This is a genomic window from Sphingobium sp. MI1205 (genome assembly GCF_001563285.1).
Classification (GTDB): Bacteria; Pseudomonadota; Alphaproteobacteria; order Sphingomonadales; family Sphingomonadaceae; genus Sphingobium.
In genome coordinates, this window is sequence record NZ_CP005188.1 from 493,906 (window position 1) to 520,725 (window position 26,820).

Sequence of the window (26,820 nt, forward strand, 5' to 3'; positions counted from 1 at the left end):
TGAGCGGATCGCCCTCATATGTAATTGACGGAGGCAATATGACAAGCAGCGGAAGCATTCAGCCAGACCAGCTGGAGACATTGCGGAACAACGCACGAGCCTTTCTCGATATGTCGACGGAGGAACTGTTTGACATCGACTGGGAGGTGCTGGAACCCCTTCAGATCGAGCTGGCGCAGCGGCAATTCCAGGCCCTGCGGCCGAAGATCAAGGTGCTGGACCGGCTGGCCGACGAAGTCGGGGTGTCCGCGATCAATACGATCGAAGACTTAGTGCCTCTGGGCCTGCCCCACACCTTCTACAAATCCTATTCGCTTGGCGACATTCAGAAGCGCCGGTTCGACAGGCTGACAAACTGGCTGTCGACACTCAGCGCCTATGATTTGTCGGATATCGACGTGGAGGGATGCGACACGATCGAGGATTGGCTGCTGCGATTGGAAGCGGCGACGCCGATCCGCCCGGTCAGTTCGTCCGGCACCAGCGGCAAGATTTCCTTCGTGCCGCGCGGCGTGCCCGAGGATATTGCGCAGACCATCATGTTCGTCCGCTTCTTCGAGGCTTATGGGGAGGAATATGGCGTCGATATCCGCAACGGCGATGTGCCTTTCCTGTGTCCCTGGCCGTCCGATGCGGGGCGTCAGGCATTCATCAACACGGTCGACCTACTCCGCAACAGCTTTTATAGCGAGCATCCCGACCTTATCAAAACCGTGGGCCGCGGGCGCATTACCGCCGACGAGTTGTTGTTGGCCAGCAAGCTCAATCGCGCGCAATCGCTGGGCGAGGAACTGGAACTGACCGAAGCGGAGGCGCGCATCGCCCAGACGGTCGCCGATCGCAACCGCGCGATGCCCAACCGTGTAGACCAGTTCGTGGACGAGGTGGTCTCGAAACTGTCCGGCCAGAAGGTCGTGCTCTTCGGCTTCTGGACGCAGCTTTACCAGCTGGCGGCCGCGTGCAAGGCAAAGGGCGTGACGGTCGACTGGTCGCCCGACAGTCTGATCGTCACCGGCGGCGGGACAAAGGGCTTTACCTTCCCCGATGGGTGGATGGAATTGTTGCGCGAGGTGTTTCCCTTCCATCTCCGCGAAGTCTTTGGGATGAGCGAGACGACCGCCAGCGGCGTGTGCTGTTCGAAGGGCAATATCCATACCCTGCCTTGGGGCATCAAGCATGTTGTCGATCCCGAAACCGGCCTGTCGAGGCCCAGAAGCGGTGTCCAGACAGGGCGACTGCTGGTGCATGACCTGACGGCCGAAAGCATGTGGCCGACCACCTTGACCGGCGATCAGGTCACGATCAACTTTGACGGCGGTTGCGGCTGTGGACGCAAAGGCCCCTATCTCCTCAATTCGATCCAGCGGCTCAGCGCGGCACAGGGCGGCGATGACAAGATAACCTGTGCGAAGACGCCGCAGGCCTATGAGAAGCTGGAAGAATTCGCGTTGGGTGGATTGTGATGACGCGGGCCGAAGGAAGGCGGGCATGAGTATTTCGCTCAACGGCAAGGCGGGGGTCGTCACCGGCGCATCGAGCGGCATCGGCCGGGAGATCGCGCTGGCGCTCGGCCAGGCGGGCATGACCCAATGGCTAGTCGGGCGGTCGAGCAGCGAACTGGAGGTCACAGCCGCCATGATCGCGGAGAAGGGCGGTGGCCCGACGCATTGCGTCCCGATGGATCTGGCCGAGCCGGGTGCGCTCGCGCGGCTGGTGCAGTCGATCGGGAAGGAGCATGACCATCTCTTCGCGCTCGTGAACAATGCGGGGATCATGCATCCGGAACCGATACTGTCGGCGGACCCGGCGCAATGGCGCGCGATGTTCGACGTCAATGTCCTGGCGCCGCTAGAGGCGATCCGCGCGGCCGTCGACCTGATGCGGCACCAGGGTAAGGCGGGGCATATCATCAATGTGAGCTCGCTGGCGGCCCGATTTGACGCTGGCGGCGTCTATGGCGCGAGCAAGATCGCGCTGGACATGATTTCCCGGTCGTTGAGGCAGGAACTCGAGCATGACGATATCCGGGTGACGTCCATTGTGCCGGGCGGATTTTCGACAAATCTGGGGCGAAGTTTTGCGCCGGAATCCATGGCACGCATGGCCGCCGCCGCAGCGGACAAGGGGATCGACCTGTCGGGCCCGGATGCGGCCCGGCTGTTCGGAGATCCGGCCAAGATCGCGGAGACGGTGCTCTTCATCCTCGAGCAGCCGATCGAACTGAATTTTCAGGAGATAGTGATCCGGCCGGCCGTCAGCCTTGAACTGTGATCCCATAGGGGACGGCGGCATATGGCGTCCATTCCCGCCGCTATTGACGAATTGCAGCGTTACTACGCCGCCATAACCACGTACCGTCGCTGCATCCGGCCTTATTCCATCGCCGGGGTCACGATCGAACCGGGCGAGTTTGTCGCCAATTCGACCACGATCGCGGCGCGTGACGATCGAGAATTCCAAAGCCCCAATGAGGTCCGCCTCGACCGACGTCCGCGCCACGTCTCCTTCGGTTACGGTCAGCACACCTGCCTCGGCGTCCATCTCGCGCGCCGCGAAATGAAGATCGCGATGGAGGAGTTCCTCTCGATCATCCCTGAGTTCCGTTTGCGCGACGATATGCCGATCACCACGATGATGCACAGCACGCTCCAACCCTATGTCCTTCCCCTCGCGTGGGACGCAAAAGCCAAGGCAATGTCATGAACACGCTTCAGATTTCCGGCAATTTCTACGACCGCGAAACGCTCGCGAACCCCTATCCGCTCATGGCGGAGTTTCGGGAGCAGGCGCCCGTCATGCGCACCGTCGACCCTGCCGGGCGCGCGATCTTTGTCGTAACGGAAATGGCCCTCATCGAGCAGGTCGCCAAACGTACGGACGCCTTTTCCAATGACTTCGGTCATTTGTTCGTGGCGGGCAATGAACATCCTGAGGTGGCGGGGATACTCGATCAGGAGCCGCTTCGTGCAACGCTGCTGCTGGGCAGCGATGCGCCCGATCACACGCGGTATCGCGCGCTCGTCAATGCCGTCTTCGCCACGGGTCGCGTGGCGCATCTCACCCCGATGATCGAGGCCTTGACGGATGAACTGATCGACGGCTTCATTGAGAAGGGCCAGTGCAACTTCGTGGACGAGTTCGCGGTGCTGCTTCCGACCTATATCATCGCGGACATTCTGGGCCTGCCCCGTGATAAATATGATCAGGTGAAGAAGTGGTCTGATGCGGTCATCATGGTCGTCGGGCGGACAGGAACGAAAGAGGACGAAATCCATGCCGCGCACGAAATTGTGGATTTCCGCCGCTATCTGCGTGAAACCGTAGCGGCGCGGCGGATCGAACCACGCGACGATCTGATCTCTAACCTTGTAACGGTAAAGACCGAGGGCGTTCAGCCGTTCGATGACATCGAAGCGACGGCGCTTGCGTTTGAGATCGCGGTTGCGGGTAATGAAACCACCCGCAACACGCTGATGAGCGGCCTGGTACAGTTGCTGCGCCATCCCGACCAGATGCAGGCCCTGATCGACGACTCGTCTCTTGTCGATAATGCCGTCGAGGAAATCCTTCGCTACGAGACGCCGGCCTCGTCCATGTGGCGCATCGCACGTGAGGATATGACCTTAGGCGGAACGGACATTCCCGCAGGCTCGACCCTGCTGCTGCGTTACGATGGCGGCAATCGCGACCCCAGGCGGTTCGAGGATCCCGATCGCTTCGACATCCGGCGTAGGAATGCGCGCACGCACATCGCCTTTGGCGCGCCTAGCGTGCACAGATGTCTCGGCCAGATGCTAGCGCGCAAGGAACTCGTCGTCGGCTTCCGCCAGTTGCTGAAGCGACTGCGCAACATCCGCATCGTCGAGGGCAGCGACACCTCTTATCAGCCTAGCCTGATGTTCCACACGATCGGAAGCCTGCACATCGCCTTCGATCCCGGTGAGCGCGTCCATCGCTGAGTTGTGCGATGGTTCGGCGAACTGTTCGCCCTATCGAGAATAGGAAGAAAGGTTTGGCATATGAGCGGTAAGTTGGACGGCAAGGTTGCGATTATCACGGGCGCATCGCGCAGGTGCGCGCTTAGTCGTTGCGGATGTCACCGACGAGGGCAGGGGCGTGGCGGAATCCACTCCGATGGGTAATATTACCGGCGAGGCACTCAAAAATTTCGGCAAATATTATGTCGCGTAGCCAATTCAGCGCATCGGCGAGCCGGTGGAGGTCGCGCGGGTCAGCCTGTTTCTGGCCAGCGACGATTCCTCCTTCATGTGCGGGTCGGAACTGGCCGCGGATGGCGGGCAGACCATCGACACCTACACGCCCTTTCTTCCCGGCGCGCCAGAGGCCTGAAGCCAGCATAACAGTATAAGCGATCAGGAGACATCATGTCCGACACCCTGGAAAGCATTCTCGTCGTGCATCAGAACCCGGCCCCCGGCCGGCAATTTGAATATGACGAATGGTACACGAACATTCACATTCGCGACGCGTTGCGGCTCGATGGCGCCATCGCGACGCAGCGCTTCTGCATCGGCGAGGAGCAGCCCGCTCTAAATGGGAAAGCCGTCGCACCCGCGCTTTGGGCGCACACGATCTATGAATGGGAATCTGCCCAGAAATCCGTCGACGGCCATAATGATCGTGCCGCCACACCGCTCATGGAGATTTCGCGCGACTGCGCGTTCGAAGGGCTTCGGGATTTTTTCTACCGACCCGAATATCTCTCACACGGTTGGACCCGCGAGGTCGGGTTTCGGCGCGGGTCTGAGATACTGACGGCGCTGATCAAGCCCAAGGGTGACTTTCCAGCCTTTCGCACGTGGTTTGAGCAGCACCATGCATCCGACACGCTTACTCTTCCCGGCTTCGGCAGCGTCGGTCTTTTCAGCCTGCACGAGGCCCAATCCCTGCCCTATGCCGCCGAATTTCCGGCTGTGGCCATTTATGGCCTTATCGACCGTCCAGCGGCGCTCAAAGCATGGGCGCAGATCCTTGCGCAGTCTGAATTCGACCTGTCGGGGCAGGTGGAAAAACTGGAGATAGGTGCCTGGAAGCCCCGCATCGAGCGATTGCGTGCGGAGGATGTGATCGACCCCAGCCCGGAAGCAGCGGCGCGCGAGAGCGCGGCACGCAAGAAATATGCGGGCAACTATCTCTCGCAGGATGAACTGAACCGCGCCTTGGCGTCGATCTGACAGGCCGTTCGCATGAGCAAAATCTATTTCACCACAGGCGCATCCAGTGGTTTCGGCAGGTTGCTTGCGCAGGCTGCTCTCGCGCCGGGAGACCGGGTCGCCTATAGGTCAACAGGCTTAAACTGGAACAGCAGTGGACTAGTCACCCCCCCCCCGCGCCGACGAGTGAGTATCCGGCCGGCGGAATACGGCGAGGACGAGGCTGCACCATAGAACAGCTTGATGGTCGAAGACTTTAGCATGAAGGAATGGGTCGAATGGCAGCAGATATCGCAGGAAAGACGGCGCTGGTCACCGGCGCTTCAGGAGGCATCGGACGCGCTATCGCGCTGCAATTGGCGCAGGCGGGCGCGGATGTGATCGTACATTATGCGAACGGGCAGGACCGGGCCGAGGAGACTGTTCGTCTGATCACCGGCGCAGGCGGCCGCGCAAGAAGCGCACAGGCCGATCTGCGCAGCGCCGCAGGTGTGCAGGCGCTCGTCGCCGCATCCGGCCAGGGCATCGACATTCTGGTCAACAATGCAGGCGTCGCGCGCGGGCAAACATTGGAGGAAACGACCGAAGAGGATTTCGATACTGTCTTTTCGACGAATGTGAGGGGCGTGTTCTTCCTGACGCAGGCTCTCTTGCCGCATCTCAACGACCATGCCTCGATCATCAACATCTCCTCCATGGTCTCGATCGTGGCCTATCCTTCCGTCATCGCCTACTCCATGTCGAAGGCAGCACAGAACGCCTTCACCCTTTCGCTGGCGGCGCATCTCGCGCCGCGCGGTATCCGGGTCAACGGAATCGCACCAGGGGCCACGGACTCTGATTTCCTCAGCGGCATCAAGGATAATGCGCAGGTCATGGGCGCAATCACCGGCATGACGGCATTCGGGCGATTGGGAACGCCCGACGAAATCGCGCGGGCCGTGACCTTCCTGGCATCGCCCGACGGTGCATGGATAACTGGGCAGGTGATTCAGGTCAGTGGTGGTATGCATCTGTAGACAGTAAGCGCTAGTCGTCCAAGTGGTCGGCACGTCAATCCATATTGAAGGCAACAAGAATGACGATTTCTTACACATATCCTCCCGGGGGAGCTCTCATGGCGGGCGGCACAGGCTCCATCGGCCGCGGCGTGGTTGAAGGGCTGGGCCGCGCGGGCGTGCCGGTCCTGTTCACCTATCTGGGCGCAGAGGGCCGCAATAGTGAGGCAAAGGCTGCCGCTCTGGTCGAGGAATTGACCGCAAAAGGCTATCAGGTGCGGGCGCGCCGCATGGATATGCGCAACGTGGACGAGATCGAGGCTGCGCTTGACGAGGTAGAGGCGTGGACCGGCCGCGTCCATTCAGTGATGACGGCGGCGGGCGCCCCGGTGCCCTTCGCTAAGACGGCCGACTATACACCGGAGCAGATCGACGATTTCATCGCGGGAGACGCGCTCTCGTATTTTCGGCTCTTCCGCAGCGCCGTGCAGCGCATGCGTAAGAGTGGAGGTGGTTCGATCGCGTGCACTACGACGATCGATGTCGGCAAGCTGGCCCTCTACAATGGCGCGTCGGGCATGTCGAAGGGCGCAGTCGAAGCGATGATGCGTCACATCGCCGTGGAGGAGGCGCAGGCTAATATCCGCGCCAATTATGTGAGGATCGGCTGGGTCGGCGACGACAGCTATGCCGATCATCAGGACTGGTTAAAGCCGCAGGATGGCGAACCAAGGACCCAGATGGAAATGCTGGCCAGCATCGGTCGCAGCCATATGCTGAATACCCCTATGCAGCGCCCAGGATCCCTCCGCGAAGCAGGCGACGTGTTCGCCTTTTTGGCCTCCGATCAAGCGTCGTATCTGACGGGACAATGCATCCAGATGGACGGCGGCGAGGATCGGTGAGTGTGAGAGTTCTTCCGCCCAAAGCCTCATGCGCGGTCGGATGGTAGTGGTGATAATCGAACACGCCGTCGCGCCAGTCCTGCTCGGACACGTTCCTGAAATTCGACATAGGGTGGCGGCGTGCAGGTGCCAACGAGAATATCGGGGTCTGGACAGGCAACCAGTATGCGTGCCCGTCCCTCGGCGGTACCGTGGTCTGCGACGATCGGCGTCACGCTCGCGCCAGTTTCGCTGCCGATCATGTTGCATGCAGCAAGCAGCCGCTCCTCTCCGCGCGCGGCGACGAACAGGACAGCGCGTCGCGGGCATAGAGATTAGCGAACCCCGTCGCGATCTTCAGCTTGCTCGTCCGGGCAAGGAGCCATGAGGCGAAGCTGATGGAATTCCGTCCCCTGCCTTCCCCAATCCAGAGCGCCGAATAGCCTGCTTCCTCCACCACCTGGGCGAATGCGGCGGCCGCTTCGGCCGACATGCCATCGGCATCGGTCCATATCCCAAGCTTTCCCAGTTCCATGCCGACCCCGCAAAATTCGTAAGGACGCCCTGCTCAAGCTGAGGCTGGCACGCACAGAGCGCGGGCACCATGCTCCAGCACGTCCTCGGACGCGCATTCGCCCGCGCGGCGACCGAACACGACCGCATTGGCGATGCTGATGCCGCCCGCCGAATAACGGTTGCCAATCACGCAACCCAGGGTTTCGCCACCTGCATATAGACCGGGAATGACCCGGCCATCGGCATCGAGAACACGTGCGCGATTATCGATGTCGAGCCCGGCGGCGGTAAGGCCGATCATCGAGGCGCGCACTTCTACCGCGTAGAAGGGCGGCACGCGGATCGCATGATGTCCACTGTTCTTGTTGAACTGCGCGTCGCGACCCTGGTCGAAATCGGCATTGTAGCGACGCACTTGCTCGGCGAGCGCCGCCGGCTTGATCCCCGCTTGCCGGGCGAGCTCTTCGATCGTGTCGGCCTGCTTGACGACGCCTCTGGCGACTTCCTCGCGGATTGATTTCTGATGCCAGCTCGGCACGCTCATTCGCTGCTTGAGCGGGTCGAGATAGTCGAGATCGTCACTGACTTCCTTGAGCGTCGTCTCATCGAAGATCGCATAGCTTTTCGAGCCGGTCTGGGCATTGATCAAATAGCCCGAGACGCTGAACGGCGAGGTTTCCGCCATAAAGCGGCGCCCCTCAACATTCACCAGCATGATCCAGGGCGGCAACACGCCTTCCACGTTATGTTTGAAGCCTGCGGTGGGCAGCGGCAGTCCGGTGTCGTGGCCGGTGATCGCCGCGCCGATCCGTTCCGCCATGAGTATGCCGTCGCCCAGGATGTACGGCGCGGGCTCGTGAACCGCCCAGGTCTTGTCGCCATGCTGCGCGACGCTCGGATAGAGCCGCGCCCGCATTTCCTTGTTGTTGCCGAAACCGCCTGTCGTCACGATCACCGCGTCGCCGCGAAATTCGTTGTCCGCCGCGCGTGCGCCCACCACGCGGTCGTTCTCTACGATGAGCCCGTCGACGCGCGTATTGAGCCGCACGACGACATCGGTCTCGCGGACGCGATCTGCCAGCACCGCGGCGATGCTGCCGCCTTCCCCGCTGCAGCTATGACCGCGCGCGACCCGGTTGCGTCCGCCGCCGACGAGATGGTCGTCGGGAAAGGAGACCCCTTTCGCGATCAGAAAGTCCAACCCATCGGCGGCGCGATCGCAGAGCAGGCGGATGATCTCAGGGCGCAGTGCCCATTGGTTGAGCGTCATGATGTATTCGTACATCGCATCCGGTGTATCCGTGGTAATCCCGTTTGCCCGCTGGATCGCGGTACCCGCCGCGTAATAGACGCCCGACGACAAGGCGGTCGATCCGCCGAGCTTGTCGTCGGCCTCCAGCAGCACGCAGGACAGCCCGCGCGCGTTCGCTTCAAGCGCCGCGCACATGCCGGCGCCGCCGCCGCCGATGATCACGATATTCGTTTGCACGCGCTTAACTCCGGAAAAGGAAAAACATGTAGCCGCTGCATCAGTCGGCTCGTGATTGCATAGGTCTCACCCGCTAGCGCCGGCACTTGCCATCAGCGAGCGGGATCACCTTCTCCTCAGCGGCCGAGGCGGTCCGGGTGCGATCCCGCACGCGATGTCGCCGTTGTCCATAACGATGAGAATAACGGATGCGCGGGCGGTCGTCGTGATCAAAAAAGTGAAATGACCGTTCACATTTTCAGGCATATGGTAGGCTGTGCAGCATGAGCATGTTCCGCGCGATAGCCACCTTCCTCAAAGTCGTCGAAGCGAACAGCTTCACGGTTGCCGCGCGCAAGCTTGGGCTTTCCCGCTCCGCGGTCACTGCCCATGTTGCCGGCCTCGAGGTGGAGCTGGGCATGCAATTGCTGAAGCGCAGCGGCCGCGCGATGGTGCCGACAGAGGCCGGCCAGCTACTGATCGAGCAAGCTGCGCCGCTCGTCAGCCAGTTGGAAGGCGTCGTCGATGAGGTCAGGCAGGCGAGTGGAGCGTTGTCGGGACCGATTCGGATTGGGGTGCCGCCCGTCTATGCTGCAGACGTGCTGGTCCCGGTGGCCGTCGCCTTCATCGAAAGCCACCCCGATATCCGGATTACGCTTATCCACGATGACGGCCTGAGCAACCTCGCGGCGGCAGGCCTCGACGTCTCCATCCGCATCTCGCAGAAGCTCGAAAGCACCAGCGAATTCAGGATCCTGATCGACCGCGTCCCGCAGCGAATTGTCGCCTCGCCGAAATATCTGGCGGCGCGCGGATGTCCGGAGACGCCTGCCGATCTGAAAAGCCACAACTGCCTGACGCCTCCATCCTCCGGCAAGCGCTATCCGTGGCTGTTCGAGGGACCGAATGGTCAGAGCAGCGTGACCGTCAGCGGAACGATGTGCGCGAACATGGCGGAGGTCACGCGATCCGCGGCGCTGCTCGGGCACGGGATAATTATCCAGCCCGCTTATCTGCTCGACGATCTGATCGAAAGCGGCCGGTTCGTGAGCCTGCTGCCCGACTACAAGCCGGTCCCGTTTACCGTGCATGCGCTTTTCAATGCCGCGCCCCGCCTGCTACCGTCGCGCATCCGAGCATTCCTGAACTTCCTCAAGCATCGAGCCAGCACGCATCCGCTGGTACAGGAGTAGGGTCGCTGTAAGCCTGCCAAGCGATGTCGCGCAAGGACCGATGCCGTCAACTGACCGGGCAAGAGCCACGTATACCGCCTGACAGACTCGCTCAATGCGGGCGCCTGCTATTGTCAGAGTGGGACGTTCGCATGACATATGCGACCGTCGTAATCTGGTCGGCAGGCGACGAGCCGAACGGCAACTATCGCCATATCCCAACTCAGGATCGGACATTGGCCTACCGGTCAAGGCTGGCTTTGAGGGTGTCGGTGTGAACCGACGAGCAGCAATGCGCCACTTTTTGCCGTTCGACAGCGATTCCGCCGTGCCTGAAAGCGGACGTGAGTTGTGGGGTACTGAATGGCAACGTTTTTGGATCGTACGTAACGACGCTCTGAACGCCGATGCTGAACCCGCGGACTAACTCTGCCTTCACCAAGTCCGGCTTTACGACACGGGCTGCAGCGTATCGATCCCGGTACTTTTGTCGGTTTCCGGTTCAGGTGGTGCCTTCTTCAAGTCGCGGTAGGAAGGCAGGTCGGGAGCGTTTGCAGGTGTCGGCGTGGCTTCAAGCCGGGCGATCATCCGCTTCATCTGAGTGATCTCGCGCACCTGCGCATCAAGGATGCCGTCGGCGAGCTTGCGGACCTCGGGGTCCTTGATGTGCGCCCGCTCGCTGGTCATGATCGCGATCGAATGGTGCGGGATCATGGCCTTCATGTAGGATATGTCGTCGATCGTTTCCTGGCTGCGGACCAGCCAGAGCGCGATGGCGAATAACACCGCGCTGCCGATGAGTATGCCGGTCTTGACCCGCACGTTGGGATACATGCTCCACATGAAGACGAGCATGATCACGGCCATCGCCGCGCCCATGACCACGGCCATCCAGGTTCGCGTCTGACTGAACTCAACGTGGCTCAATGCATAGGTGTTGAGGTACATGAGGCCGAACATCACGACTGTTGAAGTCGCAATCATCGCGGCAAACCGGCCGAAGCCCATTTTCATGCCGCCCTGCTGATCGTCCATCGCCGGTCCTTTCACATTGTTGCAGACACAACGATAGAACCCGACTGGCAGCGGTGAGTTTCAGGCGGACAGAGCAGGAACACCTGCCTTGGCTTTCAATCCTCAAGCCTGTCGAGGATCGGACAGTCGGGTCGTTCACCGCCCGCGCAGTCTTTGGCGAGATCAAGCAAGGTCCTGCGCATGTCTTCCAGCGCGCGAGCCTTGCGTCCCAGTTCCTCCGCGCGGGCCATGGCCAGCGCCTTGACCTCGCCGCTGGCGCGGTTGCGGTCGGACCACAACGCCAATAGCGAACCGATCCCCTCGATGCCGAAACCGAGATCGCGGGCGTTGGCGATGAAGTGCAACCGGTGGACGTCGGCATCGCTGTAATCGCGGTAGCCGCTGTCCCGCCGCGCGGCCGGCGGGATCAGGCCGATCTGCTCGTAATGGCGGATCATGCGTTCCGACACGCCACTGACGCGCGCTGCGGCACCGATGTTCATAGCGCCTGCCGGTTCAACCGCAGGGCATTGGTGACGACACTGACTGAGGACAGAGCCATCGCGGCGGCGGCGATCATCGGCGAGAGCAGGATGCCAAACAGTGGATACAGCAGGCCTGCCGCAACCGGCACGCCGGCGGCGTTGTAGATGAAGGCGAACAGCAGGTTCTGGCGGATGTTCGACATGGTCGCCTGGCTCAAGCGCCGGGCACGCACGATGCCGGTCAGGTCGCCTTTGAGCAGGGTCACGCCTGCGCTTTCTATAGCGACGTCGGTGCCCGAGCCCATGGCGATGCCAACGTCCGCAGCGGCAAGCGCAGGCGCATCGTTCACGCCATCGCCCGCCATCGCGACGACGCGGCCTTCAGCCTTGAGCCGCGCGACGACGGCACTTTTCTGGTCGGGCAGGACATCGGCCTCGACCTCGTCGATGCCCAGCCTGCGGGCGACCGCCTCCGCGGTCGTGCGGTTGTCGCCGGTCAGCATGACGACACGGATGCCTTCACGGCGTAGGCCGTCGAGTGCTTCGGGGGTGGTCGGCTTGACCGGATCGGCGATAGCGATGGCGCCGCCGGCCTGCCCGTCGATCCCGACGAAGATGACGGTCGCGCCTTCGCGTCGCAGGTCATCGGCAGCCGATGAAAGCTCCGCCGTGTCGATGCCTTGTTCCGTCAGGAACCCGGCGATGCCGAGCACGATTTTCTTCCCCTCGACGATGCCCAAAGCGCCGCGGCCAGTGGGCGAGTCAAACTCGCTCACGGCAGAAAGTGCAACGTTGTGGGCCTTGGCGGCCTCAACGATCGCGAGCGCCAGGGGGTGCTCCGAGAACCGCTCGACGGCCGCAGCCAGGCGAAGAATATCTTCATCGATGAACCCTGCTGCCGGCATGATCGCGGTGACTGCCGGATGACCCTGGGTCAGCGTCCCGGTCTTGTCGACGACGAGCGTGTCGACCTTTTCCATGTGCTCGAGCGCCTCGGCGTTCTTGATCAGCACGCCGAGCCCGGCGCCGCGTCCGACGCCCACCATGATCGACATCGGCGTAGCAAGCCCGAGCGCGCAAGGGCAGGCGATGATCAGCACTGCGACCGCCGCGACGAGACCATAGGCGAAGCGTGGCTCAGGCCCCCAGATACTCCATCCAGCGAAGGCGAGCACGGCAATGGCGATTACCACCGGGACGAACCAGCCCGAGACCTGATCAGCCATGCGCTGGATTGGCGCGCGCGAACGCTGCGCCTCGGCGACCATCTGGACAATGCGAGCGAGCATCGTGTCGCGCCCGACCCTGGTTGCAGTGATGACGAGCGCGCCGGTCTGGTTGAGCGTGCCGCCGATCACGACGTCGCCCTTGGCCTTGGCGACGGGCATGGACTCGCCCGTGACCATCGACTCGTCGAGCGAGGACCGCCCGTCCTCGACGCTGCCATCGACCGGCACCTTCTCGCCCGGGCGTACGCGCAGCCGGTCGCCGACGTTCACGGTTTCGAGGCTCACCTCTTCCTCGGTGCCATCGGCCAGCAGACGGCGCGCCGTCCTGGGGGCGAGGCCGAGCAGCGCCTTGATCGCGCCCGAGGTCCGTTCGCGGGCGCGCAATTCGAGGACCTGGCCGAGCAGCACCAGCACGGTGATGACCGCCGCGGCCTCGAAATAGACCGCGACGCTGCCATCGGCATTGCGGAAGGCGGGCGGGAACAGCTCAGGCGCCAGAGCGGCCACCATGCTGTAGGTCCAAGCCACGCCGGTGCCCATTGCGATCAGCGTGAACATGTTGAGGTGGCGGGACTTTAGTGAAGCCCACCCCCGCTCGAAGAATGGCCAGCCCGCCCAAAGCACGACCGGCGTCGCCAAGGCCAGCTGGATCCAAGTCGATAGCCGCGTCGGGACGAGGTGGTGGATCGCCGGGAACAGGTGTCCGCCCATTTCAAGCAGGAACACCGGCAGCGCGAGCACGAGGCCGATCCAGAACCGCCGCGTCATGTCGGTAAGTTCGGGACTTGGCTCGTGATTGAGCGATATCTTCTCCGGCTCCAGCGCCATCCCGCAGATCGGGCAAGCGCCCGGATGATCCTGCCGGACTTCGGGGTGCATCGGGCAGGTCCAGATCGTCGCTTCCGGAGCATCGACGGGGGCGGCGGACTTCAGATAAGGTTCGGGATCGGCCACGAACTTCGTCCGGCACTTGCCGCTGCAGAAGTGCCACTCATGGCCCGAAGGCATTGCGTGATGCAGGGTCTTCTCCGGGTCGACGATCATCCCGCAAACGGGATCATTGACTTGTGCCGGGCCAGCCTCGCCATGCTGATGCTTGTGCTCGCAATGCGCCATGATTCACCTGTTTCCTCTATGACACTCCCGTCTGTGGACCTTAACACTATGTCAGGCTCAAGCGGATTCTCGTGCTCCAAAGCGGTGCTACAAAAATGCGATTGATGACGCATGTGCGACGGTCGAGTGGTGGCGGATTTCGAAGTCCGGCTTGTCGTGCCTGCTGACCGCCGGGAGAAGATCGGCAAATCCGATCTGACGCGACGCCTTGGCCGCATTTCGAAGTCAGATGCGAACCGGCTTGCCGCTCCCGTCATTGGACGGTTCCGTGGCTTGATCGATGCGGCACGATCTGGCTTGCCGGTCGGACTGGATTGTCAGTCGAACGCTGCCTCCGGTTTTCACCGGATGTCGGATGGAGGCGAACAAGGGGCAGCGATGCGCGCGTCGATCAAGCCCCCTCGGCCCAAGGCGATGTTCATGGATTTGTATGAAGGGCGGTTCAAACCGTCAGTCGGCCTTCCGATCGATGACCGCCCCTAATCCCTTCAATCGGAATAGATCTTGATGTCCTTGACGATCATGTCACCCGAGCCATCGGCATAATCGCCGCTCGTCTTTACCGCGACATTCATGATCGGATACCAACGAAAGCCGGCGAAGGGATTGACCGCCTGATAAGTCTCTTTGCCGTCAATGAACCAGGTTATGTAATCGGGCTGGATATCCACGGCAAAACTGTGGAACCCCTTCGTAAAGCCCCCGATGCCATAAACCTCGTCAGTGTTCATGAATATGCCCTGCTGGAAGGTCCGCGTGATATTGGCGCCACCGTGCAGAGTGTTGGCGGTATAGCGATCAAAATCCCACCAACTTTCAAAGCCGAAGCCCTCGTAAATGTCGATTTCCGGCGGCCAGCCCGCTGTTGAGATGAGCCAGAATGCCGGCCATGAACCGCGCCGATCGGGCATTTGGGCGGTAAACTCATATTGGCCGTATCCGATCTGGACCGGTTTGGTGTTGTGACCGCTCAGAACAACCGCGCCGTAGTCATAGGCAACCCCATCCCACTCCAGCGGCTGTTTCAGCTTCTGGCTATGCATGACAAGCCCTTCGTCCGTGTAACGCAGGGGCGCCTCGATCCCCGCGTCACGGTACACCCAGCCATCGAGATAAATCCCGGTTTCCTGATTACCAGGCTGCGAGCGGCCGTTTGGCAGCTTGGTCGACCAGGCCTTGTCATGACCTGCGTCCGACCACTTCAAGGTCTCCCGGCTCATCCGCCATTGCAGCGTCCCGCTCGGTGTGAATGTTCGCGCTTCTCGCCCTGCCGTCTGTGCGGGCGTGGCCTCCTTCTGAAAATCGCACTGCACATGGGCCCGGTCGGTGCCCATTTTGCCGCCCCACGGCGCCTCGACAAACCTGACGATAAAATCAGCCTGCGGCACCCCGAGGATGATCGGCACCTCTACCGTTTTAGTGAGCGGATCGCCCGGACGGAAGATGACGGATTTGTAGATCGGCTGGTAGTTGACCCCAGCAACGCCTCTCACAAGGCCAGTGCCATCCTCCGTCATCACCCGCGCAATGACCGTGTTCGGCGTCGGCCGGTCAAGAGAGATCGGGACATAGGCGACGGTAGCACCTGGCTGATAGGTGGCTGGGCCAACCGACGCGATGGCCTGTTCCGGGTATCGGGTGCCATTGGCGAAGTTGAAGCCAGCAAAATCCCCTGCATCGGTCGATAAGGAGAAAGCTGCGGCGCTGGTGTCAGCGCTGGCAAGCTGCTGCGCGGACGCGCTGTCTATGGCAGAGCGCATGATTGCCAATGTGTCGAATTTATCATCCGAAGCCCGCCTGCCACCTGCTTGAGCCGGCGGCGGCGCTTCCTGGTCGGAACGCTGAAAGCCTGCGTTTGAGGCAAAACCCCAAGCGCTGACACAAACCACAAAAAGACATGCGAACAGAGCGCCCGAAAGCGGGCGGGAGAACGATGATTTTTTCATGATGCGACCCCTGTTGTTTCTATGGCAGATTTACCGCTTCGCTGGTTTCTCCTTTCATGGGCAAAAGTGCCGCGGCCCCCGGCTAACCCGCACCGAACGCGGCACAGCTATATCACTGTATATCAAACCTTTTTTGACGTAAGCGAAACGACTTTCAGCATCGCCTCAGCGGCTTCCGGGCACGATCCGCCGCGACCATGCTCCTCAGCGGCACCTGGTTTTGCCGGTCTCGCCCCAGTTGCGACTGACTTGCATTAGTATGGTTCTTCCGCTAGCGAGCGCCAAAAAAGGGGGTTCCTTCATGCGTTCGGCGATTCCGGCTTTGCTTTCCACCACCGCAATTCTCCTTACCACTTCTGTCCACGCGCAATCCGTGCCCGCTGAGGCGGAGGCCGAAGGACCAATCATCGTCACCGCCGCCCGCAGCATCCTTCCTGTCAACGCGCTGCCCCTGACTATCGATGTGGTCGACAAGGAAACGCTCGACCAGCAGCTCGCAATTTCTGGTTCAGTGACCGATGCGATCTCGACCCTGACCCCGTCCTTCTCGCCCACCCGCCAGAAGCTCTCCGGCGCGGGCGAGACCCTTCGCGGCCGCTCCCCGCTCTATGCGATCAACGGCATCCCGCAATCGACCCCGCTGCGCGACGGCGCGCGCGATGGATTCACCATCGACGGCTTTTTCGTCGATCGGGTCGAACTGATCTACGGCTCGAACGCGCTGCAGGGCATCGGCGGCACCGGCGGCATCGTCAACCAGGTCACGGTCGGCGCGCCCACGAAGGAGGGCCTTGGCGGCCGGGTGCTATTGCAGGGCACTGCCGACAACAGCTTCCACTCTGACGGCTTCGGCGCGAAGGCCGGTGGCCTGTTCCAGTACAAGGCCGGCGACTTCGACGCTACGATCGGCGCCACCTATGAAAAGCGCGGCGTATTCTATGACGGACAGGATCGTCGCGTCGGCCTCAACCTGACGCAGGGCGAGACGCAGGATTCACGTACGACCAATTTCTTCGCGCGCCTTGGCTATGCCGTCTCCGCTACGGGTCGCATCGACCTGATCGCGAGCCGGTTCGAGCTGAAGGGCGAGGGCGATTTCGTCGCGGTCGCAGGCAACCGCAACACCGGGCTGCCAACCAGCGCGGTGCAGGGCACCCCTCCCGGCGATCCGGCCGCCAACCGCACCGAAAGCGTCGCCCTGTCCTACACCGACAGTGATCTTCTGGGCGGCAATTTCGTCAGCCAGTTCTTCTTCAACCGCTCGCGCGACACATTCGGCGGCGAGGTCGCGCCCATCGCGACGTTCCAGGACCCGGCCATCGCGCCGGTCAACACGCTGTTCGACCAGTCGCAGAACCGCTCCCGCAAGGTCGGCGCGAAATTCAGCTACGAGCGCGCGATGCCGGGCTTCGAGGCGCTTACCGCCACGCTTGGCTTCGACGCGCTGTGGGACAAGACCGAGCAGCGGTTGATCGCTACTGATCGCGTCTGGGTGCCGCCTGCCGAGTTTCGCAGCCTCGCCCCCTTCGCTCAGGCCAACCTCAAGCTGTTCGACGGCCTGGTGCGCGTGGCCGGTGGCGCGCGCTGGGAAAATGTCCAGATCAAGATCGACGATTATCACACACTCGCGTCGACCACCTTCGTTGCTTGCCCGACCGATCGGCCGCCCACCGCGCCTTGCGGCACATCGACCTATGGGGGTGTCGCTGTCGCGGGCGGGCAGCCGAAATTCGATGATCTGTTGCTGAACGGCGGCGTCATTATCGAACCGTGGGAAGGCATTCGTGCCTATGCGAGCTATGCCGAGGGCTATACCGCGCCCGACGTTGGCCGCATCGCCCGGTCGGTTAACATGACGGGCGTCGATATCGACAGCTACCTCGCCATTGAACCAATCGTGTCGAACAACCGCGAGATTGGCGTGGAAGTGAAGCGCGGGCCCGTCGACGCATCGGCCACCTATTTCTGGTCGTCGAGCGACAAGGGCCAGCTACTGGTCCCCGGCCTCGGGCGCAATTTCGACGTGCAACGCCAGCGCATCGAAATCGAGGGCATCGAGGTAAATCTGCGCAGCGAGACACCGATCGACGGGCTGAAGATTGGCATTGGCTATGCGCATATCGAGGGGCGCTACGACAATAATGCCGACGGAAAGGTGGACACCGATCTCGACGGCGTCAACATCTCGCCCGACCGTGTCAATCTGTCTGCCACCTTTAATCGCGGCCCCGTCTCGGCGATCGTGCAAACGCAATATTTCCTGTCGCGCACTTTCCATGCCGATCCGGGCCTGACCCAGCCCGACCGGCGCAACAATTTCGGCGGCTATCACGTCACCGACGCCAGCATCCGCTATCAGACCGGCTTTGGCGGGCTGCGGCTGAGCGTGCAGAACCTGTTCGACAAATTCTACATCGATTACAGCAGCGACACGCGGCTGCCGAACGACAATCTCGCTTATTTCGCCGGACGGGGACGCACCTTCACGCTGAGCTGGGACTATGGTTTTTGAAGACGCTTGACCTCCTGCACCGTTGGATTGGCGGACTGATCGGCCTCGTTCTGGCGGTGCTGGGGTTTTCGGGCGCCTTGCTGGTGCACAAGGACGCGTGGGTCATTCTGCCGCATGCGTCCGACGCGCAAGTGCAGGAAACAGCCGTCATCGCTGCCACGGTCGAAAGGATCATGGCCGATCCTGCCACCCGGCCGGAGATGATCACCTTCGCAGGGCAGAATTTCGGCCTCAACCGGCTGCGCTTCGCGGACGGGTCTGGCGCCTATATCGATCAGTCGGGCGATCTGGTCACGCGCTGGAGCAGCCAGTGGGAACGACCGGAGCTCTGGCTGTTCGATTTGCATCATCATCTGTTTGCTGGCGACACAGGCGAAACCGTGATCGGCACCGCCGCGATCGCCGGGCTGTTCTTCGTCATCTCAGGCGTCATCCTGTGGACCCGCACGCGCAAGACGTTCGAGTTCCGCATTCTGCCCAAGCGTTTGAGCCGACCGGCGATCCTGCGCCATCATCGTGACCTGGGCGTGGTCGCGGCGCCGCTGCTGATGCTGGCGCTGCTGACAGGGTCCATTCTGGTCTTTCGTCCGATGGCGGCCCTGATCCTGGGACCCGCCGCACCCGCGCAGATCGACGCCAGCCTCAAGCCGCCTTCCCATCCGCACCTTCCGCTGGCGGCAAGGCATGACTGGCGTGCTCTTATCGTGGAGGCGAGGACGCAATTTCCTGACGCCGAAATACGCAGCCTGTCGCTGCCCCGGCAAGGCAGCGGCCTCATCACCCTGCGGATGAAGAGGCCGGACGAATGGCTGCCAAACGGGCGCACAACCTTGTGGTTCGCGGCGGATGATGGTCGCCTGGTAAAGGCCCGGGATGCTTCGCATCTGCCCCAAACCGTGAAGATCTACAACATGCTCTACCCGCTCCACGCCGCCAAGGTGGGAGGCTTGAGCTATCGGCTGGTGATGACCTTCGCTGGATTGGCATTGGGCCTGCTGGGAACTTTATCCGTCTGGTCCTTCTGGTTCGCGAGGAAACGCGCTAGCGGGCGGGTGCCTCAATTGGCCAAGGTGCAATAGTGAGAGCGCCCGACCGCGTGGAGGACGTAGATTTCGCCTGATACGAGAGCCGCCGAAGCTCGCGCTGGCCAAGATCATGGTATTACGCGGGCTTGTCCAGTGGGCGACGCGTGTGAACACAAGGATCTGCTCGACATCGGCGAGCGGCAGTCGCGTCACCGGCACGCAATGGTCGGATCCAGCCTTCTTCGGCTTCCATGCCAGGCGGGATAAAAGCCAATGAAGCAGATCTGCTGCGCAATCTACACCCGCAAGTCGAGCGAAGAGGGGCTGGAGCAGGATTTCAATTCACTCGACGTGCAGCATGCCGCCTGTTCGGCCCCCATCCGCGATCATGCTTTTTTCAGCAGGCGGTTTTCCAGCGTCAGATCGGCCACACATTCCTTCAGGTTCCGGGCTTCGCGGCGCAGATCCTGTACCTCGCCGGTGGTCGCGGCCCGTGCCGTGTCGCCAGCCAAGCGGCGTTTGCCCGCCTCCATGAAGGGTTAATTTAAAGCCTCAAATCTGTGCCATTGGTGCTGACGATGGACAGTCCAGACCTCGGAAAACCCGCAAGCCCGTTTCGCTATTTCAACTCTCCACCCGAGGTCATCCGCTTGGTCGTGATGATGTACACCCGCTATTTCCGCTGGCCGACTTTATCGGGGCATCAAAGTTGTAAAACCTTCGAACTGTACCGCCGCGCCACCGCGGCTTATCCAGTTAGCCTATGATCAGAACGAGGCTGTTGGGAGGATGCTCGTGTACGACCTATATTTTCACAAGTCCCCGAACACCTACAAGCCGACGATCCTGCTTGAGGAGCTTGGCGTGGACTACAAAACGCACCTCGTCCATGTCGGGAAGGGACAGCAATTCTCGCCGGAATTCGTGGCGATCTCGCCCAACAGCAAGGTGCCGGTACTGATCGACAATGAGCCTGAGGGAGGCGGGGAATCGATCGTGCTGTTCGAATCCGGCGCGATCCTGTTGTACCTATCCGAAAAGCACGGGCGCTTTCGCGGCGAAAGCGTGTCGGATCGCGCGCAGGTATTGAAATGGCTGTTCTGGCACTGCGCTTCGCAAAGCCCGATGAATGGGCAATGCGCGCACTTCAATCTGTTCCGGCCGGAAAACACCTATGCCAAGGAACGCTATCAGCGTGAGGTCCACAGGCTGGCCGGGGTGCTTGACCGGAGGCTTGGCGAGCAGCCTTATGTCGCGGGAGCAGATTATTCGATAGCCGACATGGCGTGCTATCCTTGGTTCGACCGCGCGCTGGTCGCGACTGGCCTAGGACCGCTGTCGCAATATGCCAATATCGCGAAATGGTTCGACGAATTGTCCAGGCGTCCCGCCTTGCAGGCGGCATTTGACCGTTTCGAGCGCGAGACGATAGAGCAGACCGACCTGAAGGAATTTGCCAAGAACATGTTTGGCCATGATGCCGAGGCAGCCCGCTTGTCCGAAGCCAATGCGCGCAAGAATTTCGTACGCATGGGCATGAAACTTAACGATGATGGTGACAAATGATGACTAACACGTCGCTTTACGCAGCGCTATTTACGCCATTCTCCAGCCCCAATCTCGAGCTTTCCAACCGCATCGTGATGGCGCCTATGACGCGGACCTTCTCACCAGGAGGGGTGCCCGGAGAGAATGTCGCCGACTATTACCGCCGCCGCGCCGAAGGCGGAGTCGGTCTGATCATTACAGAGGGAACCTGGATCCCGCACCATTCCGCCTCGAACGAAGAGGCAGCGCCGCGCTTCTATGGCGAGGATGCGCTTTCTGGCTGGCGCGAGGTCGTAGCAGCGGTCCATGCGGCTGGCGCAAAGATAATGCCGCAGCTCTGGCACACCGGCCTCACGCGCTGTCCTCAGGCCGAGCATATCTATGACGATATTGTGGAGGACCTGACGGTCAAGTCCAGCCCATCTGGCTATGTCGCCCCCGGCGAGAAGGTCGGGGAGGGCATCGACGAGGCCGAGATCGAGGCGATCATCGCCGCCTATGCGCAAGGGGCTGCGACTGCCAAGGCCTTGGGATTTGACGGCGTCGAATTGCATGGCGCGCATGGTTACATGATCGACCAGTTCTTCTGGCATGAAACCAACAAGCGCGATGACGGCTGGGGGGGGAATCTCGCCGCGCGCGCACGATTTGGTGCCGAGATAGTGCGTGCCTGCCGCGAAGCGGTAGGCACGGATTTCTGCATCGTCCTGCGCTTCTCACAATGGAAGCTGGCCGATTACGACGCCTGTCTGGCCCAGACGCCGGAGGAGCTATCCCGCTTCCTCGAACCGCTGGTCGATGCGGGCGTCGATATCTTCCATGCTTCGGAGCGCCGGTTCTGGAAGCCGGTATTCGAAGGCAGCGATCTCAATCTTGCTGCGTGGACGAAGAAGCTCACTGGCAAGCCGGTGATCACCGTGGGATCGGTCGGGCTTGACAAGGAGATGCGCGACTCGATGGCCCCAACGGATACAGGCGTAGCGAATATCGAACAGGCCGCCGAAATGGTGGCGCGAGGCGAGGTCGACCTCGTTGCGGTTGGGCGGGCGCTGCTTTCCGACCCGGAATGGGCGAACAAGGTCCGCGAGGGTTCAATCGACGCGATCGTTCCGTTCAACCCGGCGGTCCTGGCTGACCTGACCTGACCGCAAATTGAACACGAGATACAAAGTGTAAATGGAATGAAATTGCTGACACCCGCTAACTCTGTGTAGATAAAAAACGGATCTTCAAGATCTGAATATAAAATTGGGAGAGAAAAATGGCTCGCAACTTGATTGCGAAGGCGGGGGTGTTTTTCCTATCTTCTGCGTGCCTTCCGGTTTTTACGTCAACTGCACATGCGCAGGACGCGGCGGAAGAAGAGAACGTGCGGAGCGGGGGGTTCGACATTATCGTCACCGCCCAAAAGCGCGAGGAAGCACTGCAGGACGTGCCCATAACGATCCAGGCTTTTACCGCTGAAACCATGCAGGCCAGTGGTGTCTCGGAGGTAATTGACCTGCCCGCATTGGTGCCGGCGCTGACCATCGGCCGCTCGGCCGGCGGCACTGTTCCCTTCATCCGCGGAGTGGGCTCGACCGACACGGCTGCCGGGCAGGAATCGCCCGTCTCGACCTATATCGACGGCGTCTACGTGATGAGCATGTGGGCGAACAATGCCGCGCTCAAGAACGTCGAACGCGTCGAGGTGCTCAAGGGGCCGCAGGGCACATTGTTCGGACGCAACGCCACGGGCGGCCTGATCCACATCATTACGCGCGATCCTGAATTCGACACGTCGGGCTCGCTCTCCCTGAGTGCCGGAGCCTACGAGACCTACGAGGTAAACGGCTATTTCACGACCGGGCTCACCGAAACGATCGCGGCAGATTTCGCCGGCTATGTTCGGCGCCAGGAAGATGGGTATGGCACCAATCTGGTGACCGGCAACGACACCAATTTCAACAATGAGATCACGGCCCGTTCGAAGATCCAGTATCAAGGCGAGCGGACGAAATTCACCCTGGCGGGGGACTACACCGATATCGAGGACGCGCGTGGCCTGAACCGGACCATCCTGCCCGGCACCATCAGCACGGGCGGAGGAACCTATTCCGGCGACTTCTATGATGTGACGCACAATGTCGATTTCAAGCGCACGACTGAATCCGGTGGCGTGTCGCTACAGATCGATCACGAATTCGGATCGGTCGACCTGACCTCGATCTCCGCCTATCGCGTCGATGACAGCAATTTCTACTTCGACAACGATATCGGTGCGACGCCTGCGGCGGTCGCCGACATCTATTACAAGAACAAAACCATTTCTCAGGAACTGCGGCTGGCGTCGGCCAACGCGTCGGGGAACAGCTGGATCACGGGGCTCTATTACTTCCATGCGGATTCCGACATCGACCTGTCGGTCTTGGCGGGGCCGGCGCTGACGCCAGTCGCCAACATCGTTTCCAATGTCGAGACCAATTCCTATTCGCTGTTTGGCGAATACCGGATCGGGATCGGCAACAATGGTCGCCTGACACTAGGCGCGCGCTACACGATCGACGAGCGCACCACGGTCGGAACGGTCGGAGCGATCGTCTTTCCGGGCCAGAAAGAAACCTGGAAGCAACCGTCCTGGCGCGTCGTTTACGACCATCACATCACCGACGATGCCATGGTCTACGCCAGTTACAATCGCGGGTTCAAAAGCGGCAACTTCAACATCATTCCTGCCAACCAGCCGTCCTATGACCCCGAGATCGTGGATGCTTACGAGATCGGAACCAAAATCAGTTCGGCCACGGCACGCTTCAATCTGGCTGCGTTCTACTATGATTATCGCGATCTTCAGGTCCGCATAATCCAGAACGTTTCGACGATGACGCTCAACGCGGCATCGGCGAATATCTGGGGCATCGAAGGCGATTTCGCGATCGAGCTGTTATCCGGTTTCACCGTCTCGGGCGGGGCGGCCTATGTCCATTCCGAATATTCCGATTTCGACAATGCGCCAAATCTGGTTCCGGCGACGCCGGGTGTCTACTGTCCTGGCGTTACAACCGGCCCGCTGCCATCGGGTGGCAATTGTGTGGTCGCCGTCGATGCATCAGGCAACCAGCTTATTCGTTCGCCGAAGTTTACCGGCAATATCGGGGTTGATTACAGGATCCCGGTCGGCGAGGGTTCGTTCTCGCTGAACGCCAGATTGTCCTATCGCGGTGGATTTCCGTGGGAGGTTTCTGGCCGGATCCGCGAAGACGACAGCCTGCTGCTTAATGCGTCGTTGTTCTGGAACGCACCCGGAAATACCTGGCGTCTCGGTTTCAGGGGCCGAAACATTCTGGCCGACAAATACCAGATCTACGGGGGATCGGTTGAGGCGGGCGATTATCTGTCCGCTGGGGAGCCTTCGACCTATGCCATTGTGGCCGAGTTCAATTTTTAGGACCTTTGAGAGGATGGAAAGGGAGGCAATTCCATGACCGTTGATGTCGCGGCCAATCTCGCGATCGAACATGAAATCCGCACCGTTCTGTTCCGCTATTGCCGGTCGATGGACCGGATCGACGCGGAACTGGGTTACTCGGTATGGCATGACGATGGCACCGCCGATTATGGCGCGCTTTTCAAGGGTACGGGGCGCGGATTCGTCGACTGGGTATGCGAGTTTCATCGTGGCCTCGACGCCACCTCGCACCAGCTTTCCAACATCCTGGTCAATCCGGTCAGTGCCGATGAGGCGTATTCGGAAACCTATGTCACCGTCGCTTTGCTTGGTGCGACAGATAACGAGAACACCCTCACCACGGGGCGCGGTCGTTATCTCGACCGCTGGACGCGGAGAGACGGCCGCCTGGCGCTCGCCCACCGGGATTATATTCACGATTTCGCGATCACACAGAAGATCGACGAACCGATGATGGGCTGGGGCACGCGATCGACCGCCGACCCCTCCTACTCACTGCTCGGCGCGATCGGCGCTGTCTAACCTGCGACTTGGAGACTGAGCATATGGACGTTAAGAAGTACGGGCCGTGGGCCGTTGTGGCGGGTGGATCGGACGGGATCGGGGCGGCGTTCGTGCGGGAATTGGCCAAGCATGGCATCAACGTCATGCCAATCGCGCGTAACCGGAATACGCTGGACGCGCTGCGCGACGATGTTGCCGAAGCTTATCCGGATGTTGAGATCGTTCCCCTGGTCGCCGACCTGGCCGACATGGGAGCGGTGGATCAAATCGCTGAGGCGACCGGCGACCGCGAGGTGGGCATGCTGATCTACAATGTCGGCTCGGAGCCCAATTATGGCGATTTCCTGGATCACGACCGTGATTTCGTGACGGGCAGGATGAACCGAAACTTCACTGTCAAGGCGCTCATCACCCATCACTTTGCCACCCTTATGCGCGCTCGCGGCAGCGGCGGGGTGATCCTGATGGGATCGATGTCGGGCTATTTCGGCAATCCCGGCTTTTCGCTCTATTCGGCAAGCAAAGCCTTCACCCGCTATCTGTCGGAGGGGTTGTGGGGTGAATTTCGGGAGTATGGGATCGATCTGCTGTGCCCGGTCGTGGGGCCGGCATCCACGCCGACCATGCTGAATGCCTATGGTGAGCTGGACAATGCGAGCGATCCCGCCGACATCGCGCGTCAGGCGCTCGAACAGATCGGCAATGGGCCTGTCTGGGTGGAGCCCGCCATTGAAGAGCAGATCGGCGCCATGGACCGCATGGCTCCAGCCGAACGGGTTCAGCTGTCCGCGAAGTGGGCCCGCGAGTTCGTGACCGAGGGGACCAAGCCGTCGCTCTGACTTCAGGTTATCGGTTTGGCAGATCGTCGATGGCCTGAGGCAGGCTGACAGAGCATGATATCTGGCAGGTCTTGACCGCGTGGACAAATTCCGTGCGGTCCGATCTGTGTGGCGTCCGGGGCGCGTTAGCCGTCCAGTTCTTCCACGAGAGCCTCGACTTTCGGCAGGAAATCCTTCGCGGCCAGGGCGAGAAGGGGCAGTGCGGCACCGTACAAAAGTTCGCTGCGAAAGCTCTCGCTGTCGAGGTTGCCCTGCGCCCAATCATTGATGGTGCTTGAATTATGGAGCGCCATCATGTGGGCGGCGCGATGCATCGACAATTTGCTGGTCCGCAATTGACCTCTGGCAGACAGCTGCTCGAGACTGCCGAGATGTGATGTCGTCATTCGGTTGATGCAGTCTCGCGCGATGGGGATGTCTGCTTCTCCGCCCATCGCCGCAAGGACGACTGCCCGGTAATATCCCCGGTCTTCCTCCAGCGTCGCCCAGGTAAGTCGCGCATAGGCAATGGGAAAAGGTAGTTTCGCCTCTTCGCAGAACTTTTCCGCGAGACTGATCTTTCCCTCGAGCGATTCCAATATGGCTTTGTGCAGGACATCTTCGCGGCGCCCGATGTTGTTGTAGATGGTGGGCGGCGTCACACCCGTGCGCCGCGCAAGTTCGCGCATGTGCACGCCGGCAAGTCCGCTCTCGCTGCAGATCATACGGGTCATTGCGAGAATTTCCGCGCGCTTGCGCATCTGGACCGCGAAGCGACCATTACCCAACTGGACTCGCTCGTCAGGCAGGAAAGGCTGTTCCGGAACGAAAACGAGTTCGCCTTCCTGATGCGCCTCATGAGCTAGGTTTTCGCTCATCGCACCTCTCCTATTTTCGGGAGAGATGACAGCAAGTTTGGTCGATAGTCAATGGCGTCAGTCCTCGCCTCGGGGGTGTCAAGAA

General features: G+C 61.1%; 24 protein-coding genes and 1 pseudogene. 17 read left to right on the plus strand and 8 right to left on the minus strand.

The genetic code is table 11. From position 1 onward, the window contains the following. Positions 1-38 precede the first annotated feature (38 nt). From K663_RS02410 to K663_RS02440, 8 genes are all read left to right on the plus strand, one after another. Positions 39-1,463 (plus strand): hypothetical protein, encoded by a 1,425-nt coding sequence (locus K663_RS02410; protein ID WP_062113589.1) that lies wholly within the window; start codon positions 39-41, stop codon positions 1,461-1,463. Between the two features lie 25 nt (positions 1,464-1,488). Beyond that, on the plus strand, positions 1,489-2,271 hold the full coding sequence (locus K663_RS02415; protein ID WP_062113592.1) for an SDR family oxidoreductase: 783 nt from the start codon (positions 1,489-1,491) through the stop codon (positions 2,269-2,271). Between the two features lie 21 nt (positions 2,272-2,292). After that, positions 2,293-2,703, plus strand: a complete 411-nt coding sequence (locus tag K663_RS02420; protein WP_062113596.1) for a cytochrome P450 — start codon at positions 2,293-2,295, stop codon at positions 2,701-2,703. Beyond that, positions 2,700-3,959: a cytochrome P450 gene (locus K663_RS02425; protein WP_062113599.1), complete on the plus strand. Its 1,260-nt coding sequence runs from the start codon at positions 2,700-2,702 to the stop codon at positions 3,957-3,959. Before K663_RS02420 ends, K663_RS02425 begins: the two co-directional genes overlap by 4 nt. Positions 3,960-4,215: 256 nt before the next feature. Further along, positions 4,216-4,350 carry an SDR family oxidoreductase gene (locus K663_RS23170; RefSeq protein WP_235589493.1) on the plus strand — a complete coding sequence of 45 codons (135 nt, stop codon included), beginning with the start codon at positions 4,216-4,218 and terminating at the stop codon, positions 4,348-4,350. Positions 4,351-4,385: 35 nt separating this feature from the next. After that, positions 4,386-5,195 (plus strand): hypothetical protein, encoded by an 810-nt coding sequence (locus K663_RS02430; RefSeq protein ID WP_062113602.1) that lies wholly within the window; start codon positions 4,386-4,388, stop codon positions 5,193-5,195. 257 nt (positions 5,196-5,452) lie between these two features. Continuing rightward, on the plus strand, positions 5,453-6,193 hold the full coding sequence (locus K663_RS02435) for an SDR family NAD(P)-dependent oxidoreductase (RefSeq protein WP_062113606.1): 741 nt from the start codon (positions 5,453-5,455) through the stop codon (positions 6,191-6,193). Between the two features lie 98 nt (positions 6,194-6,291). After that, the gene (locus K663_RS02440) at positions 6,292-7,077 is read left to right on the plus strand and encodes an SDR family NAD(P)-dependent oxidoreductase (RefSeq protein ID WP_062113609.1); all 786 of its coding nucleotides are present in this window, start codon (positions 6,292-6,294) and stop codon (positions 7,075-7,077) included. 238 nt (positions 7,078-7,315) lie between these two features. Here the strand turns inward: K663_RS02440 and K663_RS02445 are convergent, their stop codons facing one another. Both K663_RS02445 and K663_RS02450 read right to left on the minus strand, forming a co-directional pair. Then, positions 7,316-7,591 carry an LLM class flavin-dependent oxidoreductase gene (locus K663_RS02445; protein WP_062113612.1) on the minus strand — a complete coding sequence of 92 codons (276 nt, stop codon included), beginning with the start codon at positions 7,589-7,591 and terminating at the stop codon, positions 7,316-7,318. Positions 7,592-7,624: 33 nt separating this feature from the next. Then, positions 7,625-9,046: an FAD-dependent oxidoreductase gene (locus tag K663_RS02450; protein ID WP_145902210.1), complete on the minus strand. Its 1,422-nt coding sequence runs from the start codon at positions 9,044-9,046 to the stop codon at positions 7,625-7,627. 278 nt (positions 9,047-9,324) lie between these two features. Here K663_RS02450 and K663_RS02455 point away from each other — a divergent pair, with 278 nt between their 5' ends. Further along, entirely contained in the window at positions 9,325-10,233 is a 909-nt protein-coding gene (locus K663_RS02455; protein ID WP_062113619.1) for a LysR family transcriptional regulator, read from the plus strand. Positions 10,234-10,662: 429 nt separating this feature from the next. Here K663_RS02455 and K663_RS02460 read toward each other — a convergent pair whose 3' ends face one another. From K663_RS02460 to K663_RS02470, 3 genes are all read right to left on the minus strand, one after another. Continuing rightward, positions 10,663-11,247 carry a DUF305 domain-containing protein gene (locus tag K663_RS02460; protein ID WP_201026665.1) on the minus strand — a complete coding sequence of 195 codons (585 nt, stop codon included), beginning with the start codon at positions 11,245-11,247 and terminating at the stop codon, positions 10,663-10,665. A gap of 95 nt (positions 11,248-11,342) precedes the next feature. Then, on the minus strand, positions 11,343-11,729 hold the full coding sequence (cueR, locus tag K663_RS02465) for a Cu(I)-responsive transcriptional regulator (RefSeq protein WP_062113622.1): 387 nt from the start codon (positions 11,727-11,729) through the stop codon (positions 11,343-11,345). After that, positions 11,726-14,056, minus strand: coding sequence for a heavy metal translocating P-type ATPase (locus K663_RS02470; protein WP_062113625.1), 2,331 nt, complete (start codon positions 14,054-14,056; stop codon positions 11,726-11,728). Before K663_RS02470 ends, cueR begins: the two co-directional genes overlap by 4 nt. Before the next feature lie 111 nt (positions 14,057-14,167). Between K663_RS02470 and K663_RS02475 the strand changes: the two genes are divergently transcribed. Then, on the plus strand, positions 14,168-14,539 hold the full coding sequence (locus tag K663_RS02475) for a hypothetical protein (RefSeq protein WP_145902211.1): 372 nt from the start codon (positions 14,168-14,170) through the stop codon (positions 14,537-14,539). A gap of 5 nt (positions 14,540-14,544) precedes the next feature. Here K663_RS02475 and K663_RS02480 read toward each other — a convergent pair whose 3' ends face one another. Continuing rightward, positions 14,545-15,573 carry a glycoside hydrolase family 16 protein gene (locus K663_RS02480; RefSeq protein WP_235589494.1) on the minus strand — a complete coding sequence of 343 codons (1,029 nt, stop codon included), beginning with the start codon at positions 15,571-15,573 and terminating at the stop codon, positions 14,545-14,547. A gap of 730 nt (positions 15,574-16,303) precedes the next feature. Here K663_RS02480 and K663_RS02485 point away from each other — a divergent pair. Further along, positions 16,304-18,514 carry a TonB-dependent receptor gene (locus K663_RS02485; protein ID WP_145902212.1) on the plus strand — a complete coding sequence of 737 codons (2,211 nt, stop codon included), beginning with the start codon at positions 16,304-16,306 and terminating at the stop codon, positions 18,512-18,514. Continuing rightward, on the plus strand, positions 18,511-19,593 hold the full coding sequence (locus K663_RS02490; RefSeq protein ID WP_062113634.1) for a PepSY-associated TM helix domain-containing protein: 1,083 nt from the start codon (positions 18,511-18,513) through the stop codon (positions 19,591-19,593). The genes K663_RS02485 and K663_RS02490 overlap by 4 nt, the downstream gene beginning before the upstream one ends. A 319-nt stretch (positions 19,594-19,912) precedes the next feature. On the opposite strand, the pseudogene K663_RS23760 reads toward K663_RS02490, so the two are convergent. Beyond that, positions 19,913-20,075: pseudogene (locus K663_RS23760) on the minus strand (IS3 family transposase); the annotation flags it as partial. A gap of 259 nt (positions 20,076-20,334) precedes the next feature. On the opposite strand from K663_RS23760, the gene K663_RS02500 reads away from it, so the two are divergent. The 5 genes from K663_RS02500 to K663_RS02520 all read left to right on the plus strand — a co-directional run bounded on the left by K663_RS02500 (position 20,335) and on the right by K663_RS02520 (position 25,878). Then, complete coding sequence (locus K663_RS02500; protein WP_083535950.1) at positions 20,335-21,105, plus strand: glutathione S-transferase N-terminal domain-containing protein; 771 nt, start codon at positions 20,335-20,337, stop codon at positions 21,103-21,105. After that, positions 21,102-22,232 carry an NADH:flavin oxidoreductase gene (locus K663_RS02505; protein WP_335339084.1) on the plus strand — a complete coding sequence of 377 codons (1,131 nt, stop codon included), beginning with the start codon at positions 21,102-21,104 and terminating at the stop codon, positions 22,230-22,232. Before K663_RS02500 ends, K663_RS02505 begins: the two co-directional genes overlap by 4 nt. Positions 22,233-22,348: 116 nt before the next feature. Next, positions 22,349-24,514 (plus strand): TonB-dependent receptor, encoded by a 2,166-nt coding sequence (locus tag K663_RS02510; RefSeq protein WP_062113637.1) that lies wholly within the window; start codon positions 22,349-22,351, stop codon positions 24,512-24,514. 33 nt (positions 24,515-24,547) lie between these two features. Beyond that, positions 24,548-25,057, plus strand: coding sequence for a nuclear transport factor 2 family protein (locus K663_RS02515; RefSeq protein WP_062113639.1), 510 nt, complete (start codon positions 24,548-24,550; stop codon positions 25,055-25,057). Between the two features lie 23 nt (positions 25,058-25,080). Beyond that, the gene (locus K663_RS02520; protein WP_063619024.1) at positions 25,081-25,878 is read left to right on the plus strand and encodes an SDR family NAD(P)-dependent oxidoreductase; all 798 of its coding nucleotides are present in this window, start codon (positions 25,081-25,083) and stop codon (positions 25,876-25,878) included. A 125-nt stretch (positions 25,879-26,003) separates the two neighbouring features. Here the strand turns inward: K663_RS02520 and K663_RS02525 are convergent, their stop codons facing one another. After that, a complete protein-coding gene (locus tag K663_RS02525) occupies positions 26,004-26,735 on the minus strand; it encodes a TetR/AcrR family transcriptional regulator (RefSeq protein WP_062113643.1) in 732 nt (243 codons plus the stop codon). Between the last annotated feature and the right edge of the window lie 85 nt (positions 26,736-26,820).

Excerpts from the sequence above, each read along its gene's own strand:
- K663_RS02410 (WP_062113589.1), top strand. The coding sequence starts at position 39 with ATGACAAGCAGCGGAAGCATTCAGCCAGACCAGCTGGAGACATTGCGG.
- K663_RS02415 (WP_062113592.1), top strand. The coding sequence starts at position 1,489 with ATGAGTATTTCGCTCAACGGCAAGGCGGGGGTCGTCACCGGCGCATCG.
- K663_RS02420 (WP_062113596.1), top strand. The coding sequence starts at position 2,293 with ATGGCGTCCATTCCCGCCGCTATTGACGAATTGCAGCGTTACTACGCC.
- K663_RS02425 (WP_062113599.1), top strand. The coding sequence starts at position 2,700 with ATGAACACGCTTCAGATTTCCGGCAATTTCTACGACCGCGAAACGCTC.
- K663_RS02430 (WP_062113602.1), top strand. The coding sequence starts at position 4,386 with ATGTCCGACACCCTGGAAAGCATTCTCGTCGTGCATCAGAACCCGGCC.
- K663_RS02435 (WP_062113606.1), top strand. The coding sequence starts at position 5,453 with ATGGCAGCAGATATCGCAGGAAAGACGGCGCTGGTCACCGGCGCTTCA.
- K663_RS02440 (WP_062113609.1), top strand. The coding sequence starts at position 6,292 with ATGGCGGGCGGCACAGGCTCCATCGGCCGCGGCGTGGTTGAAGGGCTG.
- K663_RS02445 (WP_062113612.1), bottom strand. The coding sequence starts at position 7,591 with ATGGAACTGGGAAAGCTTGGGATATGGACCGATGCCGATGGCATGTCG.
- K663_RS02455 (WP_062113619.1), top strand. The coding sequence starts at position 9,325 with ATGAGCATGTTCCGCGCGATAGCCACCTTCCTCAAAGTCGTCGAAGCG.
- K663_RS02460 (WP_201026665.1), bottom strand. The coding sequence starts at position 11,247 with ATGGACGATCAGCAGGGCGGCATGAAAATGGGCTTCGGCCGGTTTGCC.
- cueR (WP_062113622.1), bottom strand. The coding sequence starts at position 11,729 with ATGAACATCGGTGCCGCAGCGCGCGTCAGTGGCGTGTCGGAACGCATG.
- K663_RS02470 (WP_062113625.1), bottom strand. The coding sequence starts at position 14,056 with ATGGCGCATTGCGAGCACAAGCATCAGCATGGCGAGGCTGGCCCGGCA.
- K663_RS02475 (WP_145902211.1), top strand. The coding sequence starts at position 14,168 with ATGTGCGACGGTCGAGTGGTGGCGGATTTCGAAGTCCGGCTTGTCGTG.
- K663_RS02480 (WP_235589494.1), bottom strand. The coding sequence starts at position 15,573 with ATGACGGAGGATGGCACTGGCCTTGTGAGAGGCGTTGCTGGGGTCAAC.
- K663_RS02485 (WP_145902212.1), top strand. The coding sequence starts at position 16,304 with ATGCGTTCGGCGATTCCGGCTTTGCTTTCCACCACCGCAATTCTCCTT.
- K663_RS02505 (WP_335339084.1), top strand. The coding sequence starts at position 21,102 with ATGATGACTAACACGTCGCTTTACGCAGCGCTATTTACGCCATTCTCC.
- K663_RS02510 (WP_062113637.1), top strand. The coding sequence starts at position 22,349 with ATGGCTCGCAACTTGATTGCGAAGGCGGGGGTGTTTTTCCTATCTTCT.
- K663_RS02515 (WP_062113639.1), top strand. The coding sequence starts at position 24,548 with ATGACCGTTGATGTCGCGGCCAATCTCGCGATCGAACATGAAATCCGC.
- K663_RS02520 (WP_063619024.1), top strand. The coding sequence starts at position 25,081 with ATGGACGTTAAGAAGTACGGGCCGTGGGCCGTTGTGGCGGGTGGATCG.
- K663_RS02525 (WP_062113643.1), bottom strand. The coding sequence starts at position 26,735 with ATGAGCGAAAACCTAGCTCATGAGGCGCATCAGGAAGGCGAACTCGTT.